Origin of the sequence: Streptomyces sp. NPDC046261, from assembly GCF_040646235.1 — a bacterium.
Taxonomy (GTDB): Bacteria; Actinomycetota; Actinomycetes; order Streptomycetales; family Streptomycetaceae; genus Streptomyces.
Map to the genome: position 1 here is coordinate 377,245 of NZ_JBEYZU010000004.1, position 15,725 is coordinate 392,969.

16 protein-coding genes and 1 other RNA gene are annotated in these 15,725 nt (G+C 72.8%); 7 read left to right on the top strand and 10 right to left on the bottom strand.

Features of this window, described 5'->3' with window-relative positions; translation table 11 throughout:
* Position 1: 1 nt before the first annotated feature.
* The gene (locus ABZ956_RS11050; protein ID WP_361890510.1) at positions 2–658 is read left to right on the top strand and encodes a TetR family transcriptional regulator; all 657 of its coding nucleotides are present in this window, start codon (positions 2–4) and stop codon (positions 656–658) included.
* On the opposite strand, the gene ABZ956_RS11055 is transcribed toward ABZ956_RS11050, so the two are convergent.
* On the bottom strand, positions 645–1,136 hold the full coding sequence (locus ABZ956_RS11055) for a hypothetical protein (RefSeq protein ID WP_361890275.1): 492 nt from the start codon (positions 1,134–1,136) through the stop codon (positions 645–647). The two genes, ABZ956_RS11050 and ABZ956_RS11055, sit on opposite strands and share 14 nt — an antisense overlap.
* Positions 1,137–1,425: 289 nt before the next feature.
* On the opposite strand from ABZ956_RS11055, the gene ABZ956_RS11060 reads away from it, so the two are divergent.
* Both ABZ956_RS11060 and ABZ956_RS11065 read left to right on the top strand, forming a co-directional pair.
* Positions 1,426–1,782: a hypothetical protein gene (locus ABZ956_RS11060; protein ID WP_361890278.1), complete on the top strand. Its 357-nt coding sequence runs from the start codon at positions 1,426–1,428 to the stop codon at positions 1,780–1,782.
* On the top strand, positions 1,779–2,027 hold the full coding sequence (locus ABZ956_RS11065) for a hypothetical protein (protein WP_361890281.1): 249 nt from the start codon (positions 1,779–1,781) through the stop codon (positions 2,025–2,027). The genes ABZ956_RS11060 and ABZ956_RS11065 overlap by 4 nt, the downstream gene beginning before the upstream one ends.
* A 66-nt stretch (positions 2,028–2,093) precedes the next feature.
* On the opposite strand, the gene rnpB is transcribed toward ABZ956_RS11065, so the two are convergent.
* Together rnpB and ABZ956_RS11075 are read right to left on the bottom strand one after the other, a co-directional pair.
* An RNA gene (rnpB, locus tag ABZ956_RS11070) (RNase P RNA component class A) lies at positions 2,094–2,504 on the bottom strand.
* 29 nt (positions 2,505–2,533) lie between these two features.
* Entirely contained in the window at positions 2,534–3,997 is a 1,464-nt protein-coding gene (locus ABZ956_RS11075; RefSeq protein ID WP_361890284.1) for an RNB domain-containing ribonuclease, read from the bottom strand.
* Positions 3,998–4,093: 96 nt separating this feature from the next.
* Here ABZ956_RS11075 and yaaA point away from each other — a divergent pair, with 96 nt between their 5' ends.
* Positions 4,094–4,894: a peroxide stress protein YaaA gene (yaaA, locus tag ABZ956_RS11080; RefSeq protein ID WP_361890286.1), complete on the top strand. Its 801-nt coding sequence runs from the start codon at positions 4,094–4,096 to the stop codon at positions 4,892–4,894.
* 502 nt (positions 4,895–5,396) lie between these two features.
* Here yaaA and ABZ956_RS11085 read toward each other — a convergent pair.
* The 4 genes from ABZ956_RS11085 to ABZ956_RS11100 all read right to left on the bottom strand — a co-directional run bounded on the left by ABZ956_RS11085 (position 5,397) and on the right by ABZ956_RS11100 (position 9,338).
* A complete protein-coding gene (locus ABZ956_RS11085; protein WP_361890289.1) occupies positions 5,397–6,575 on the bottom strand; it encodes a bifunctional RNase H/acid phosphatase in 1,179 nt (392 codons plus the stop codon).
* A 5-nt stretch (positions 6,576–6,580) separates the two neighbouring features.
* Entirely contained in the window at positions 6,581–7,324 is a 744-nt protein-coding gene (locus ABZ956_RS11090) for a C4-type zinc ribbon domain-containing protein (RefSeq protein WP_361890513.1), read from the bottom strand.
* 13 nt (positions 7,325–7,337) lie between these two features.
* Positions 7,338–8,177 carry a Nif3-like dinuclear metal center hexameric protein gene (locus tag ABZ956_RS11095; RefSeq protein WP_361890292.1) on the bottom strand — a complete coding sequence of 280 codons (840 nt, stop codon included), beginning with the start codon at positions 8,175–8,177 and terminating at the stop codon, positions 7,338–7,340.
* 123 nt (positions 8,178–8,300) lie between these two features.
* Positions 8,301–9,338, bottom strand: coding sequence for an iron-siderophore ABC transporter substrate-binding protein (locus tag ABZ956_RS11100; RefSeq protein ID WP_361890295.1), 1,038 nt, complete (start codon positions 9,336–9,338; stop codon positions 8,301–8,303).
* A 311-nt stretch (positions 9,339–9,649) separates the two neighbouring features.
* On the opposite strand from ABZ956_RS11100, the gene ABZ956_RS11105 reads away from it, so the two are divergent.
* Together ABZ956_RS11105 and ABZ956_RS11110 are read left to right on the top strand one after the other, a co-directional pair.
* Positions 9,650–10,861 carry a hypothetical protein gene (locus ABZ956_RS11105; RefSeq protein ID WP_361890298.1) on the top strand — a complete coding sequence of 404 codons (1,212 nt, stop codon included), beginning with the start codon at positions 9,650–9,652 and terminating at the stop codon, positions 10,859–10,861.
* Between the two features lie 252 nt (positions 10,862–11,113).
* Complete coding sequence (locus tag ABZ956_RS11110) at positions 11,114–11,269, top strand: hypothetical protein (RefSeq protein ID WP_361890301.1); 156 nt, start codon at positions 11,114–11,116, stop codon at positions 11,267–11,269.
* A gap of 118 nt (positions 11,270–11,387) precedes the next feature.
* On the opposite strand, the gene ABZ956_RS11115 is transcribed toward ABZ956_RS11110, so the two are convergent.
* The 3 genes from ABZ956_RS11115 to ABZ956_RS11125 are packed head-to-tail and all read right to left on the bottom strand — an operon-like array spanning position 11,388 to position 14,342.
* Positions 11,388–12,350, bottom strand: coding sequence for a 3-oxoacyl-ACP reductase (locus ABZ956_RS11115; protein ID WP_361890304.1), 963 nt, complete (start codon positions 12,348–12,350; stop codon positions 11,388–11,390).
* On the bottom strand, positions 12,347–13,423 hold the full coding sequence (locus ABZ956_RS11120) for a Zn-dependent alcohol dehydrogenase (protein ID WP_361890306.1): 1,077 nt from the start codon (positions 13,421–13,423) through the stop codon (positions 12,347–12,349). Before ABZ956_RS11120 ends, ABZ956_RS11115 begins: the two co-directional genes overlap by 4 nt.
* 46 nt (positions 13,424–13,469) lie before the next feature.
* Positions 13,470–14,342: a MaoC/PaaZ C-terminal domain-containing protein gene (locus ABZ956_RS11125; RefSeq protein WP_361890309.1), complete on the bottom strand. Its 873-nt coding sequence runs from the start codon at positions 14,340–14,342 to the stop codon at positions 13,470–13,472.
* Between the two features lie 176 nt (positions 14,343–14,518).
* Here ABZ956_RS11125 and ABZ956_RS11130 point away from each other — a divergent pair, with 176 nt between their 5' ends.
* Complete coding sequence (locus tag ABZ956_RS11130) at positions 14,519–15,718, top strand: histidine kinase (RefSeq protein WP_361890312.1); 1,200 nt, start codon at positions 14,519–14,521, stop codon at positions 15,716–15,718.
* Positions 15,719–15,725: the final 7 nt, after the last annotated feature.

Here is a 15,725-nt window from a genome sequence, read left to right on the forward strand (position 1 = left end):
GATGAGGCTCTTCCAGGAGCGTGGCTACGACAAGACCACGATGCGGGCCATCGCCAAGGAGGCCGGGGTCTCCGTCGGCAACGCGTACTACTACTTCGCCGGCAAGGAACACCTCATCCAGGGCTTCTACGACCGGATCGCCGCCGAGCACCAGGCGGCGGTCCGCGAGGTGCTCGACCGGGAGACCGACCTGGAGGCGAGGATCTCCGGGGTGCTGCGGGCGTGGCTGGACATCGCCGCGCCGTACCACGAGTTCGCGGCGCAGTTCTTCAAGAACGCCGCCGACCCCGAGAGCCCCCTCAGCCCCTTCTCACCCGAGTCCGCGCACGCACGCGAGGCGGCCATCGACGTCCACCGCGAGGTGCTGGCGGGCTCCCGGGCGAAGGTGCCCGCCGAGCTCGCGGACGTGCTGCCGGAGCTGCTGTGGCTCTCCCAGATGGGCCTCGTCCTGTACTGGGTCTTCGACCGCTCCCCCGGCCGCGAGCGCAGCCGCCGACTGGCCGACCGCGGGGCCCGGCTGACCACCCGCGGCGTGACCCTGGCCCGCTTCCGGGTGCTGCGCCCGCTGGTCCACGAAGTGCACGAACTGTTCACGGACTTCCTGCCGGGGATGGCGCAGACGGTCACGGCCCGCAAGGCGCGCCCTACCGGGCCCTGACCGCCTTGAACTCGGCGAACCGGCGACCGTCGTCGACGTACCGGGACTTCGCGTACAGCTGCTTGTCGGCGTCGACCGACCCCGCCGCGGCGAGGTACAGGTACTCCCCGTCCCACCGCGTCTTGAGCAGGAAGGCGTCCCCCTTGACCTCGACGACCCAGGGGTTGCGCCGGCAGTTCGCGTCGGAGGTCAGGACGATGCGGCCGTAGTAGTGGCACAGGGTGTTCTCGTTGCCCGGGCGGTTCATCCTGATGACATAGCCGTTGTCGTACGGGCCGCTGCCCGTCGTCTTCTCGAACGTCAGGGACTGCCCGTACTGCCCGGCCCGGTCCGTGAACCGCGCCTGGTCCCCGTACGTCCCCGCGGCCCCCGAGGTGAGCCCGCGGTCGAACGCGGTGGCGACCAGATAGGTGGGCACCCCGGCCTCGACAGGATCCGCCGCCGCCCGCGCCGTCCCGGCCGGCGCGAACAAGGCCACCAGGGCCAGGCAACCGGCGGCGACGACAGATCTCCGGCGTCCCGCACGAAGGCCCCGCACAGCGTTCTGCATGAATGTCCTCCCGTTAAGAGCCGCACTGATCACACGGCGCACACCAGACTCCCGGCCCCGCCCCCAGCCCACCAGCCATTTTTCGGCCCCCGAGACCCGGCCACCGCAGCGCCTCCGACCGCCACCGCAATACGGCACATCCGCGCCCTCGCACCTAGCTACTGTGGACTCACGCAGCAGGAGTCGGTCACGGTATCGCTCACGCAAGGGAGCCCACATGAGCGCGCACCCGGTGGAACACGGTGATGAGCCGGTCATCGAACGCCCCGACAGAACCGTCTCCGCGCTCAGACAGGCCCTGGCTCGCGTGGCGCCCTCGAAGCTCCCACTGATGGAATCCGAGCGGGACGAGGTGCTCATGCTGGCGGCGGAGACACAGTCTGTCGGCCCCGTCAACGGGTTCCTGCTGCGCTGGGCGATGGCGGTCGAGATCGAACGGCATCCTGCGACGGCCCGTCGGCTGCGGGAGGCAGAGCATCTCGTGCGGACGGCCTCGAACGAAGAGACCATGCGCGCCGCGGCGCGCGAAGCAGCCGACATCAGGGCAGCCGCCAGGCGGGCGGTCGGCGGGTGAGCGACGGCTGGACGTGGGAGTACTGGTGGCCCGAGACCGAGCTGGACCTCAGCCCGGGGCTTGCAGTCCAGATCAAGGTGCGGTGCGAGGAGTTACTCCGGGCCGCAGAGACTTTGTACATCTCCGGAGAACGCCATGAAGGCGGTTCCGAAGCGCAGGTCGCCTACGTTGCGGGCGGCATGTTCGAGTACCTGATCGCACCGCGGCTCCTGAAACTCGTCGTGGTCAGCGTCACCGCGTATTGATCCTGCCCACGCAAAAGCCCTCGCCCCGCGCATTGGCAGGGCAAGGGCTTCGCTTCGGTCCGGCGACGGACGAGTCGGCCTGTACGCCGGGTTCTGTGCGCGCGGTCCCTTGCGGGAGCCGCGGCGGCGGCCATCCATCTAGGCCTGCCGTTGCCGGCAGGCTCGTGCGGTCTACCCGCGGACTCGGGCGGGCAGCCCTCGGTCGTCCGCGCAGGGCCGCCGCCGTGAAGCGGCCGCCCCTCTTGACCTTGCTCCGGGTGGGGTTTACCTAGCCGTCCGGGTCACCCCGGACGCTGGTGGTCTCTTACACCACCGTTTCACCCTTACCGGGAATCCGAAGATCCCCGGCGGTCTGTTTTCTGTGGCACTGTCCCGCGGGTCACCCCGGGTGGGCGTTACCCACCACCCTGCCGTATGGAGCCCGGACGTTCCTCGGGGGATCCGTTGAGGATCCCACGCGGCCGCCCGGCCGGCTCGTCCGCCGTGACGACCATGTTACCGGCCGCTCACGCGGGGACGAACCACACCTTCTCCCGGCCCGGGTTCGCCTGGATCAACCGGACCCGCGTCCGTTCGCCCAGCGGCAGCGGCGGTCCGTCGCCGTCGCCCTCGACGTGGCCGACGACCGCCGGGTCGTACAGGTGGACCGTGCCCGCCGTCGGCCGGGACCGCACGACGTCGACCACGTACGCCTCGAAGACCTCCCCGATGCGGTCGCGCATCAGCGCCGCCTCGACCAGGTCCACGCACTCGCGCTCCGCCTCGCCGGCCCGCCGGGCGCCGCGCTCCATCTCGCCCGGCAGCTCGTCCAGCGCCGCCCGCACCCACTCGGGGGCGTCCCGTCCCGCCGACGCCGCCACGCACAGTTCGCTGGTGTAACGGTCCACGAGGCGGCGCAGTGGGGCGGTGCAGTGGGCGTACGGGGCGGCGAGCGCGGCGTGGCCGGGGTCGGTGGGGGCCGGGTGGGTGGTCGGGCGGTCGCGGTCGAAGACGGTGTAGCCGGCGCCGCGCAGCAGGGCGGTGCACTCCTGCAGGAACGCGGCATGCTGCGGGTTCCTGGGGTCGAGGGCCCGTACGACCACGGCGTACGGCATCCGGGGCGGCCACGCCACGCCCAGCGCCTTCGCCACCCGCCGCAGCCGCTCGACCGCGCTCTCCGGCGCGGCGGGCAGCGTGCGCAGGACGCCCGTGCCGGCGCCCAGCATCAGCTGGGCCGCGGCCATCCCCGTCATCAGCGAGATCTGCGCGTTCCACCCGTCCGCCGGCAGCGGCACCCGGTACGCCAGTGCGTAGTGGCCGTCCTCCCGCCGCACCACCTCCTGCTCCGGCACATTGAGGGAGATCCCCCCGCGCGTACGCTCCAGTTCCTCCCGCCGCATGCCTATCTCCCGCAGCAGCGACAGGGGCTCCTCGGCCGTCCCCGCGTCGATGACCCGCTGCACCCCGCCGTAGTCCAGCCGCGCCCGGCTGCGTACGACCGCCCGCCGCACGTCGACCGCCACCACCTGCCCGTCCGTGTCCAGGTCCAGCCGCCACAGCACGGCGGGCCGGTCGTGGTCCGGCAGCAGGCTCGCGGCATCCTCACCCAGCCGCTCGGGATGCAGCGGAATACGGACGTCCGGGTAGTACAGGGTCATCACCCGGCGGTGCGCCTCCTCGTCCAGAACACTGCCGGGCACCACGAAGGCGCCCACATCCGCGATCGCGTAGTGCACGCGGTAGCCGCCCGTCCGCCGGGCCAGGAACATCGCCTGGTCGAGATCCCTCGCCCCCGGCGGGTCGATCGTGAAGAACGGCACGTCCGTCGCGTCGTACGCGGGCATGCGCGGCCGCCGCGCCACCTCTTCGGCCTCCTGGCGCACACGCTCCGGAAAGCCCTCCGGCACATGCGTCCTCTCGCGCAGCTCGCGCAGCGCCACCAGGAGCGGGGTGCGCTCCGTGTCCGTCACATGGATCGGGCGGCGGGGCATGCCCCGAGCCTAGGGGCGCCGGCGGCTCGCGGCACGGCGAGCGCGGCGGACGGCGTTAGGGTGCAGGAGTTGTCCACGCCGTGAGGAGACCGAACCGTGCTCGTGCTGTTGCCGCCGTCCGAGGGGAAGGCCACCGGTGGCACCGGAAAGCCGCTGGAGACCGGGGCGCTGTCCCTGCGGGGGCTGAGCGAGGCCCGGGAGGCCGTACTGGCGGAGCTGGTGGAGCTGAGCCGCGGCGACGAGGACAAGGCCGCCGAGGTCCTGGGCCTGAGCCCCGGCCTGCGCGGCGAGATCGCCAAGAACGCGGAGCTGCGCACGGCACCGACCCGCCCGGCCGGCGAGATCTACACCGGCGTCCTGTACGACGCCCTGGGCCTGGCCACCCTGGGCAACGCCGCCCGGCAGGCGGCGAACCGCTCGCTGCTGGTCTTCTCCGGCCTGTGGGGCGCGGTCCGCGTCGACGACGCCATCCCCTCCTACCGCTGCTCGATGGGCGTCAAGCTCCCCGGCCTGGGCGCGCTCGGCGCGTACTGGCGGGGCCCCATGGCCGGCGTCCTGCCCGAGGCGGCCGGCGACGGCCTGGTCCTGGACCTGCGCTCGGCCGCGTACGCCACCGCCTGGAAGCCGAAGGGCGAACTCGCCGGGCGGACGGCCACGGTGCGCGTCCTGCAGTCCAAGGTCGTCGGCGGCGTGGAGAAGCGGTCCGTCGTCAGCCACTTCAACAAGGCCACGAAGGGGCGCCTCGTCCGCGACCTGCTCACCGCCGGCCACGAGCCCTCCTCGCCGCGCGAGCTGGCCGAGGCGCTGCGTGAGCTGGGCTACGCGGTGGAGGGCGACGACGCCCCCGCCAAGGGTGGAAAGCCGTGGGCGCTCGACGTCGTGGTGACGGAGCTGTAGCGGCGGTCGGTCACCCATGGGGCGACACCGACGGGCGGCCTATTGACAACATGTGAACGCGGGTGACCGGCAGGGCGATAACCTGCTGCCGCCATGAACGATTTCGTTGACGAAGCACGCTCGCGAGTCGCACATCTGCTCCGGATGGCCAATACGACCGATGACCGCCTCAGGGCGCAGATCATCGAGTACGCGGACACGACCCCGGAACCGCCCGTCATAAGCCCCCGGGCCGGGATCGTGACCAGTGGCTGCTCCCGGTGCCGGCGGACCGCGTGGCGCCAGCACGACTGCGAGGGCCCGCTGTGGGTCTGCGGGACGTGCGGTCACGTGGAGCCGATCACGATGCGGTGCCCGCAGTGCCACGTCGACATGACGCCGCCGCGGATCAGTGCGCCGGACCGGTGGGAGTGCCCCAGCTGCGACGAGGTCGCGTCCACGCTGGCGCTTTAGGGCGGGGCGGGTGGGTCTCCCCCAGTCCCGCCCCTTCCCGTAGCCTCCGCTACCGCAAGTGCGACGTGTCGTTCAGCAGCCGCAGCGACGCGTTGCCGTCCGCGTAGTAGGCCACCGCCGACAGGGAGGCCGCCGAGAGCTCCATGCGGAAGAGCGACTCCGGTGGCGCGCCGAGGGCCAGGCGGACCAGCGTCTTGACCGGTGTCACGTGCGTCACCAGCAGCACCGTACGGCCCGCGTAACGGGCGAGCAGCTTGTCCCGCGCCAGGGCGACCCGCCGGGCCACCGCCGCGAAGCTCTCGCCGCCGCCCGTGGGGGCGGCCTTCGACGAGGCGAGCCAGGCGTCGAGGTCCTCGGGGAAACGCTCCTTGACCTCCGCGAAGGTCAGGCCCTCCCACTTGCCGAAGTCGGCCTCGCGCAGGCCCTCCTCGACGCGGACGTCGAGGCCGAGCCGGGCGGCGATCACGTCGGCGGTCTCCCGGCAGCGCCGCATCGGCGAGCTGACGACGGCCTGGACGGTGCCCCGGGCGGCCAGCGCGGCGGCCGTCGCCTCGGCCTGGCGGCGGCCGGAGGCGGAGAGCTCGGGGTCCGTGCCGCCGCTGCCGGAGAAGCGCTTCTGCGGGGTGAGGGCCGTCTCGCCGTGCCGCAGCAGGACGAAGGTCGTGGGCGTTCCGAGGTCGGCCGCGGCTCCCCAGCCGACCGGCACCGCCTTCGGCTCGGCGAGCGGCTCCGCGACCGGCTCGGCCACAGCGGCCGCGGCGGCGGAGGCCGCCACCGCGAGCCCGGCGGACGAGCGGCCCGGCTCCCACTTCCGGCCGGCCTTGCCCGCGTCCATGGCCTCGTTGGCCAGCCGGTCCGCGTGCTTGTTCTTCTCGCGCGGGATCCACTGGTACGCGACCCGGCCCGCCGGGAAGATCCGCTGCGCCTGGGCGGCCAGCGGCTTCATGTCCGGGTGCTTGATCTTCCAGCGGCCGGACATCTGCTCGACGACGAGCTTGGAGTCCATGCGGACCTGGATCTCGGCGTCCGCGTCGAGCGCCTTCGCGGCCTCGAGGCCGGCGATCAGGCCCTTGTACTCGGCGACGTTGTTCGTCGCCGTGCCGATGTACGCCGCGGCCTCGGCCAGCGCCTCGCCGGTGACGGGGTCCAGCACCACCGCGCCGTAGCCGGCGGGGCCCGGGTTGCCCCGGGAGCCGCCGTCCGCCTCGACGATGAAGCGATTCGCCATGGGGCTTACAGGCCGGACTCGGGCGTACGGACCAGGATGCGGCGGCAGTTCTCGCACCGGACGACGGCGTCGGCGGCGGCCGCGCGGACCTCGTTGAGCTCGGTGATGTTCAGCTCCAGGCGGCAACCCTCGCAGCGGTGCTGGTAGAGGCGGGCGGCGCCGACGCCGCCGGACTGGGCGCGGAGCTTGTCGTACAGCTTGATGAGGTCGGCGGGGATGGAGGCGGCGATCAGCTCGCGCTCCTTGGTGACGGTGGTGATCTCGGCGTCGATGCCCTCGGTGGCGGCGTCGCGGCGGGCGACGGCGTCGTCGACCTTGGCCTGGACGGACTCGACGCGGCCGGTCAGCTCCTTGACCCGCTCCTGGGCGGACTCGCGGCGCTCCATGACCTCGAGGACGACGTCCTCCAGGTCGCCCTGGCGCTTGGCGAGGGAGACGACCTCGTGCTGGAGGTTCTCCAGGTCCTTGGGGGACATGCCGGCGCCGGAGTCCAGGCGCTGCTGGTCGCGGGCGGCGCGCTGGCGGACCTGGTCGACGTCCTGCTCGGCCTTCTTCTGCTCGCGGGCGCAGTCGCTCTCCTCGGTCTGCGCGGCGACGAGGAGGTCGCGGTGCTGGGCGAGGTCGCCCTCGAGGGTGGTGATCTCGGCGTGCTCGGGCAGGCTCGTGCGCTTGTGGGCGAGCTGGGTGAGACGGACGTCCAGGGCCTGGAGGTCGAGAAGGCGGATCTGGTCGGCGGGCGCGGCGTTTATTTGGGGGCTCCTCTTAGTGGTGATGGGCGGACGACGCCGCGTGGGCGGTCCAGGGGTCGGTGACCGTGCGGGAGACATGGGTGCGCAGGCCCCAGCCGTGGCGGTCGGAAATCTCGTCGAGCTGGGCCGCGGCCTGCTCGGTCCAGGGCCACTCGGTGGCCCAGTGCGCGGCGTCCACCAGGGCGAGCGGGCTGTGCTGCTGGGCCTCGGAGGCGGGGTGGTGGCGCAGGTCGGCGGTGACGTAGGCGTCGACGCCGGCGGCCCGTACCTCGTCGAAGAGGGAGTCCCCGGAGCCGCCGCAGACGGCGACGGTGCGCACGGTGCGCCCGGGGTCGCCGGCGACGCGGATGCCCTGCGCGGTGGCGGGCAGGCGCTTGGCGGCGCGGTCGGCGAAGTCGGCCAGGCTCATCGGCGGGTCGAGCTCGCAGATCCGGCCGAGGCCGCGGCGGCCGGCGGGGTCGGACGAGTCCGGCACGAGGGGGCCGGTGACGCGCAGGTCGAGGGCGCCGGCGAGGGCGTCGGAGACGCCGGGGTCGGCGCGGTCGGCGTTGGTGTGCGCGACGTGCAGGGCGATGTCGTGCTTGATCAGGGTGTGCACGGCGCGGCCCTTGAAGGTGGCGGCCGAGACCGTCGTCGTACCGCGCAGGTAGAGCGGGTGGTGGGTGACGAGCAGGTCGGCGCCGAGCCGTACGGCCTCGTCGACGACCTCCTGGACGGGGTCGACGGCGAACAGGACCCGGCCGACGGTGGCGTCGGGGTCGCCGCAGACCGTACCGACGGCGTCCCACTGCTCGGCCCGCTCCGGGGGCCACAGGGCGTCGAGGGCGGCGATGACTTCAGACAGTACGGGCACGGGGAAAGGCTACCTGGCTCCCGTGCCCGTACGACTCCCGCTGTTCACCGGATCCGTGGGATCCGGTGCGGCGGCTCACTTCACGCGTTACTTCACGCGTTACGTCAGGCGTTACGTCAGGCGTTACTTCACGAGGAAGCCGCGCAGGTCGTCCAGGACGCTGTTGGCGGCCGTGACGCCCAGGCCCAGGTACCAGGTCTCGTCGGGGACGTCCTTGGCCTGGCCCTTCTTGACCGCTTCGAGGTTCTTCCACAGCGGGTTGTCCTCGGCGGAGCTCCGCTTGGTCTTCTCGACGTCTCCGTAGACGCCGGTGAAGATCCAGTCGCCGTCGGCCTTGTCGATGTTCTCGGGGCTGATCTCCTCGGCGAGCTTGTCGGCCTGCTGGATCTTCGGCCGGGGCAGGCCGGCGTCCTTGAGGATGGTGCCGATGAAGGACTGCTGGGCGTACAGGCGGGTGAACTGCGGCAGGTAGCGGACCATGCTGATGGTCGGCTTCTTCTCGCCGACGTCCTCGCCCAGCTTCTTCGCCTTGGCCTCGTAGTCGGCGAGCTGCTTCTTGGCGTCGGCCGTCTTGTCGAGGGCGGCCGCGTTGAGGAGGTAGTTCTCCTTCCACGTGAAGCCGGGGCGGAGGGAGAAGACGGTCGGGGCGATCTTGGAGAGGTCCTTGTAGCTCTTCTCCGCGCGCAGCTTGCTGCCCAGGATGAGGTCGGGCTTGAGCTCGTTGATGGCCTCGAGGTTGAGGTTGTTGATGGTGCCGACGCTCTTGGGCTCGCCGATGTCCTTCTTCAGGTACTCGGGGATGTCCTTGCTGCCCTCGCTGGGGGCCCAGCCGACGGGCTTGATGCCGAGGGAGACGACGTTGTCGAGCTCGCCGACGTCGAGGACGACGACGCGCTGGGGCATCGCCTTGATCTCGGTCTTGCCGAGCGCGTGGGTGACGGTGCGCGGGAACTGGCCCGGCTGGGCGTCCGTGCCCATCTTCGCGGTCTCCTCGGCGGCCTTCCCGAAGTCCTTGCCGCCCTGGGCGACGGACTTCGAACCGGCGCCGCCGTCCTTGCCCGCCTTGTCGTCGCCGTCACCGGACGAACCGCAGGCGGTGAGCGAGAGCGCGGTGGCTATGGACAGGGCGACGGCGGCGGTACCGCGGCGGCGCAGGGACATCGGGGACTCCTGTACGGGGTGGGGGGGCCGGCGGCCGGGTGGGGCCGGGCGCCGGGGGTGGGGCCAGCGGGGAGACACAAGCAGCCCGGCAAGCACAGACGGCTCAGGGCATGCCGGGTCGGCCCAGGTCAGCCACTCGGATGGCCACTTAGGCTGGCCTTACCTTAAACAGCCGGAACGGATGAAGCACACCCACCCCCCGCCCCTCAGGCGAACCGGATAAGCCACACCCTTACGCGTGAAGCGCCGGGGGTGGCGGGGTCGCGTTGCGACCGCGATAACTACGTTCTGTGCCGGAGGTGACGTTTCTCATGACGGTCTGTGCTCCCCACAGTGCCCAGAGCGCCGCTCAAACCACCCTGCGGAGTGGCCCGCCGGTGGAGGCGCGGCGGCCGGCGTTCACCGTCACGGCGGACGGCTCGTACGCGGCCTGGCTGGCGCTCGGGCGCGGCACGGACGGCTGGTTCCCGGAGCGCTGGACCCTCGACGGCCCCGAGCCCTACGCCGTGTCCCTGCCCGGCACCCAGCCGGAGGAGCCCGACAGCGAGGTCCTGCCGCTGTCCGACGGCCGGGTGCTGATCAGGCGCCGCGTCGCCGAGCGCTACGCGCTCTCGCTGCTCTACCCCACCGGGCCGGGCACCGGCGAGCTGCCGCTGGGCGCGATCGAGTGCCCGCGGCTGTCCCTGCTGCCGCCCGCGCCGGACGGCTCGTCGGCCTTCGCCCTCGTGCACGGCGAGCAGCAGACCACGCTCTGGCGGGTCTACGGCTGCACGAGCGGGCCCGAGCTGCTGGCGACGGTGCCGGGCCGGTGCGAGGGCGGGGCCTGGCTGGACCGCACGGGCCGGCTGCTGGCGCTGGACCGGGAGCTGGAGGGGCTGACGAAGGCCGTCGTCGTCGACCTGGGCCGGGGCGGCGAGACCAGCCCGCTGCTGCAGATCACGGAGAAGAGCAACGACCGGCTGCTGCTGGCCGAGCCCGACAGCGGCCTGCTGATCGTGCGCTCGGACGCGCCGGGCATCGACCGGCTGGGCTGGGGCGTGCTCGGCTCCGCCCGGCCGGTGCGCTTCCCCGAGTGCCTGCTGCTGGCGGACGCGACGCTGACGCCCTTCGCGGCGCAGCCGGGGCAGGGGCTGGCGCCGGAGGCCAGTTCGGTGGCGTTCCGCATCGACCGGGGGCCGGTGAGCAGCTGGCTCGGGGTGTGGCGGCCGGCGAAGAAGCAGTTGCAGCAGTTCCAGGGCCCGGCGGGCTGGCTGGCGGGGGCCGGGCTGTGGACGGCGGAGGGGGAGCTGAAACTGCCGTTCGTCACGCCGGGCGTGCCGTGCGGGCTGGCGCGGCTGCGGCTGTCGGAGGACGGCGACGTGCTCGTGGCGGGGACCGACGGACGGACGACGGCGTCCGCGGCGACGGACCTGGACGCGGACACGGAGAGCGACGCGGAGGCCGGCGAGGCCGAGGGGGCGGGGACGGTGCCGGCGCCCCGGCCCGTGCCGTTGCAGCAGGCGCCCTGCGCCCGTACGCCGTGACGACCCGTACGCCGTAATAAGCGGACACACCTGCGAGTGCGGGTGGCTCGGTGATCAAGGTCCCGTTAGACTTGGGCGGGGGCCGCACAGCCGTACCGTCCGGGCACCCGGGTGAACCGAGGTGAGTGGAACGGTCATGCGTGGAAGGCGTGTTGACATCCGGATTTCCGGTGTTGCCCGCGCCGCCGTGCGCCACTGCTGTGGCCCCGACGCGCAGAGCACGCATCCCCTTTCCGACGGAGTGACTTCCCCATGCCCGATGCCCGAACCGACACGACCGAGGCGCGCCCCCTTGAGGCGTCCGCCCAGGCCGCAGCCGCCGGCACCGGCAGGCACCGCGGTCCGGCGTCCCCGGACGAGAACCGCGCCCCCGCCCTCGGCAAGCACCGCCGCGCCGACGCCGGCTGATCCTCAAATACCGGACGGGCTGGATTTTCCAGCCCGTCCGGCGTTTGAGGACACGGCACAGCCAGCCCGTCCGGCGTTTGAGGACAAGAAACGGTGAAAGGGCGGGGCAGGGGCAAGTTCACCCCCGCCTCAGCCCCAGCACTTCCGGCGCGGCGAAGCCTTCGCGCGGCGGGCGCGCCGCGTAATACGGCGTCAGAACGGCGTCCAGCTCCTCGACTCCGAAGACCTCCGCCTTCGCGTCGAACTTCGCCGCCACCCTGGGCCGCTCCATGACGGCGACCGTCCCGCCGTGCACCACGAAGACCTGACCGCTCACCCCGGCCGCGGCCGGTGACGCGAGATAGGCCACCAGCGGTGACACGTGCTCGGGTGCGAGCGGATCGATTCCACCGTCCGCGGGGGCGGCGGTGCCCGCGAAGACGTCCTGCGTCATGCGGGTCCGCGCCCGTGGGCAGATCGCGTTGACCGTGACCCCGTACTTGCGCAGCGCCTGGGCCGTGGAGGTGGTGAGGCCGATGATGCCGCCCTTGGCCGCCGCGTAGTTCGGCTGACCGGCCGAGCCGGCCAGGAACGCCTCGGAGGAGGTGTTGACGATCCGTCCGTGGACGGGCGCGCCGCCCGTCGCCTTCGACTGTTCCCGCCAGTGGGCGGCCGCGAAGCGGACGGTGTTGAAGTGGCCCTTCAGGTGGACGCGGACGACCGTGTCCCACTCGTCCTCGGTCATGGAGAAGACCATGCGGTCGCGCAGGATGCCGGCGTTGTTGACGAGGATGTCCAGGGAGCCGTAGGTGTCCAGGGCCAGCCGGACGAGTTCCCGGGCCTGGTCGAAGTCGGCCACGTCGCCGACGTGGGCGGTGGCTCGGCCGCCCGCCGCGCGGATCTCGGCGACGACGGCCTCGGCGGGGGCGGCGGACGCCTCGCCGGAGCCGTCGCGGCCCGGCCGGCCGTAGTCGTTGACGACGACGGCGGCGCCGAGGCGGGCGAGTTCGAGGGCCTCGGCGCGGCCGAGGCCGCGCCCGGCGCCGGTGACGATCGCGGTCCTGCCGTGCAGTAGGGCCCGGTGCGGGGCGGGGCCGGTCACAGCGTGATCCAGGTGCGGAGTGCCTCGCCCGTGCGCATCTGGTCGATGGCGTCGTTGATGTGGGCGAGCGGGACGCGGTGGGTGATCAGGCCCTCGAGGTCGATGCGGCCGGCCCGCCACAGGGCGATGGCGCGTTCGTAGGAGCGCAGCACGTCGCCACCGCCGTACAGCGACGGCAGGATCTTCTTCTCGTCGAAGAACAGCTCGAACATGTTGATCCGGAAGTGGTCGTCCAGCGCCCCGGCGCCGACGACGCACAGCGTGCCGCCGCGCCGCGTGGCCTCGTAGGCGCCGCGTGCGGTGGCGGACGTGCCGACGACTTCGAAGACGTAGTCGAAGCCCTCACCGCCGGTGACGCGGGTCCGGGCGTCCGCGAGGCCCTCGGGGGCGACGGCCTCGGTGGCCCCGAACCGCAGGGCGGCCTCGCGGCGGGAGGCGACGGGGTCGACGGCGACGATCCGGGCGGCGCCCGAGACGCGGGCGCCCTGGACGACGGCGATCCCGACGCCGCCGCAGCCGATGACGGCGACCGAGGAACCGGCGTGGACGCGGGCGGTGTTGAGGGCGGCGCCGAGTCCGGTGGTGACGCCGCAGCCGATGAGGGCGGCGATCTCGTACGGCACGTCGTCGGGGACGGGCACGGCGCATCCGGCGCCGACGACGACCTCCTCGGCGAAGGCGCCGGTGCCGGCGAAGCCGAAGACGTCGGTGGTGCGGCGCCGGAAGTTGGGGGTGCCGGAGTTCATGAACCCGGCGAGGCAGAGGTGGCTCTGTCCGCGCCGGCAGGAGGGGCAGCTGCCGCAGGCGGGCAGCCAGCAGAGCATGACCCGGTCGCCGGGCCTCACGTGCGTGACGCCGTCCCCGGCCTCGACGACGTCGCCGGCGCCTTCGTGGCCGGGGACGAAGGGCGCGGGCTGGGGCAGGACGCCGGACATGGCGGAGAGGTCGGAGTGGCACAGCCCGGCGGCCCGCAGGCGCACTCTGACCTTGCCGGGGCCGAAGCCCACGGCTTCGACGTCGTCGAGGACTTCGAGCTTGTCCTGGCCTGTCTCGAGCTGTACGGCGGCGCGCATGGGGGTGCTCCCTTCGCGGGCGAAGCGGGCTGCGTCACGGGGGCTGTCAGCTGTGTTCGACGACCGTGTCGGTGAGGACGGGGGCGTCCGCCCGCTCGACGGCGGTGGCCGTCACCTGGATACGGCCGGGGCCCGGCACGTCGCGCCACATGCGTACGCGCAGGGTCTCGCCGGGGTGGACGACGCCGGCGAAGCGGGTGGTGTACGAGCGCACGCGGGCGACGTCGCCGCCGAGGGCGGTGTCGACGACGGCCTTGAGGACGATGCCGTACGAGCACAGGCCGTGCAGGATCGGTTTCTCGAAGCCGGCGAGCTTGGCGAACTCGGGGTCGGCGTGGAGCGGGTTCCAGTCGCCGGAGAGGCGGTAGAGGAGGGCCTGGTCCTCGCGGACGTGCCGCTCGACCGTCAGGTCGGGTGCCGCGGCGGGGGCTTCGGGGCGCGGCGGTCGTGCGGGGCCGCGCTCGCCGCCGAAGCCGCCCTCGCCCTTGACGAAGATGTCGCTGACGCTGGTCCACAGCGGCTGCCCGTCGTCGTCCGTGACGTCCGCGCGCAGCACGATGACGGCCGCCTTGCCCTTGTCGTGGACGGCGGCGACGCGTGCGGTCTGGGTGGCGGCGGTGGCGCGTACCGGCAGGGGACGGTGGAGGGTGAGGGTCTGTCCGCCGTGCAGGACGGCCGCGAGGTCGACGTCGATGCCGGGGGTGGCCAGGCCGGACCCGGCCATGCCACCCCCGGCGACGGTCGCGAAGGAGGGCAGGACGTGGAGGCGGCTCTCCAGGGTGTAGCGGAGCTCGTCGGGGTCGGTGGCGGGGATGCCGGCGCCGATGCCGAGGTGGTAGAGCAGGATGTCCTTCGGGCCCCAGGCGAGGGGGGCGACGCGCGGCGCGGCGGCGAGGGCCTTGGCGGGGTCGATGGGCATGGAGGTCTCGTTCTCCCGTCTGACGAGGACTAGAACGCGTTCTACCCAATCGCCCATGTATAGCCGATGGCACGGGGCGTGGGAAGACAAATGTCAGGTGGGGAAAGACAAATGTCATGAGCGACCGGGGACATACGCGACTGCCCCGCGCCGGTGGCGTTCCTTAGGGTCGAAGCATGAAACACAGCATGGAGGGGTCCGGGCGCGGCAGGCCCGGCCTCGCGGGGACGGGCCGGCTCAAGGCGCCGACGTGGCGGACGTTCCTGCCCTGGATATTCATCCTGACCGGGGACGTCATCGACCTCTTCCAGGGCGAGGTCGCCCTGCCCTGGCTCGGCGGAGCGGGGGTACTGGCCTTCCTCGTGCTCTACTTCGTCACGGTCGTCACCGGCCTCGACCCGCGGCGCCGCGAGCGCCGCACGCCGCTGGTCACGCTGGGCGGGCTGACCCTTCTCACCTACGCGATGTCCATCGGCTACGGCGGCGACTGGCTGCTGTGCTTCCCGCTGCTGTCGCTGGCCGCCGGGGTGGCGCTGCGCGACAGGGGGCGCTGGCTGTCGGTCGCGATGGGCTTCTACGGCACCACGGTCGGCGTCATCCTGTCCGTCCAGACCGGTACGCAGAACGTGCTGGCCATCGCCTGGGGCACCTCGCTGTCCGGGCTCGTCGCCTCCGCCATCCTCAACCTCTCCGAGACCGTCGCCGAGCTGCGCGCCACCCGCGAGCAGCTGGCCCACGCCGCCGTCGAGCGCGAACGCCTGCGCTTCTCCCGCGACCTGCACGACCTGCTCGGCCACACCATGTCCGTGGTCGTGGTCAAGGCGGAGGCCGTACGCCGCCTGGCGCCCCGGAACCTGGACGCGGCGCTGGGCCAGGCCGCGGACATCGAGGCCGTGGGCCGGCAGGCCCTCACCGAGATCCGCGAGGCCGTGACCGGCTACCGCGAGGGCAGCCTGACCACCGAGCTCGAGCGCGCCCGGTCCCTGCTCGACGCCTCGGGCATAGCCGCCGACGTCCGGCAGTCCGGCCCCCCGCTGCCGCCCCAGACGGCCGCCCTGCTCGGGTGGGTGGTGCGCGAGGGCGTCACCAACGTCGTACGGCACAGCGGGGCGGACACGTGCGTCGTCGAGGTGCGGGGGGAGCCGGACCGGGTCCATCTGGAGATCACCGACGACGGGCGCGGCGTAGGGTCGGACGGACCGACGGGCGCGGCGGCCAGCACTGGCGGCACCGGCGGCACCGGTCTGAAGGGCCTGACCGAGCGCCTGGCCGCCGCCGGCGGCTCCCTGACGTCCGGCCCCGACGGGCGGCGCGGTTTCCGCCTCGTGGCGGAACTTCCGGTGGACGAGAGCGACGAGGAGGAGCGGGCCGCGTGAGCAGCGA

Bases quoted from the DNA above. Each gene is read 5' to 3' on its own strand.
- ABZ956_RS11085 (WP_361890289.1), bottom strand. From the start codon at position 6,575: ATGGCGAATCGCTTCATCGTCGAGGCGGACGGCGGCTCCCGGGGCAAC.
- ABZ956_RS11120 (WP_361890306.1), bottom strand. From the start codon at position 13,423: ATGCGCGCCGCCGTACAGCTCGAGACAGGCCAGGACAAGCTCGAAGTC.
- ABZ956_RS11130 (WP_361890312.1), top strand. From the start codon at position 14,519: ATGAAACACAGCATGGAGGGGTCCGGGCGCGGCAGGCCCGGCCTCGCG.
- ABZ956_RS11050 (WP_361890510.1), top strand. From the start codon at position 2: ATGAGGCTCTTCCAGGAGCGTGGCTACGACAAGACCACGATGCGGGCC.
- ABZ956_RS11075 (WP_361890284.1), bottom strand. From the start codon at position 3,997: ATGCCCCGCCGCCCGATCCATGTGACGGACACGGAGCGCACCCCGCTC.
- ABZ956_RS11105 (WP_361890298.1), top strand. From the start codon at position 9,650: ATGACGGTCTGTGCTCCCCACAGTGCCCAGAGCGCCGCTCAAACCACC.
- ABZ956_RS11125 (WP_361890309.1), bottom strand. From the start codon at position 14,342: ATGCCCATCGACCCCGCCAAGGCCCTCGCCGCCGCGCCGCGCGTCGCC.
- ABZ956_RS11060 (WP_361890278.1), top strand. From the start codon at position 1,426: ATGAGCGCGCACCCGGTGGAACACGGTGATGAGCCGGTCATCGAACGC.
- ABZ956_RS11110 (WP_361890301.1), top strand. From the start codon at position 11,114: ATGCCCGATGCCCGAACCGACACGACCGAGGCGCGCCCCCTTGAGGCG.
- ABZ956_RS11100 (WP_361890295.1), bottom strand. From the start codon at position 9,338: ATGTCCCTGCGCCGCCGCGGTACCGCCGCCGTCGCCCTGTCCATAGCC.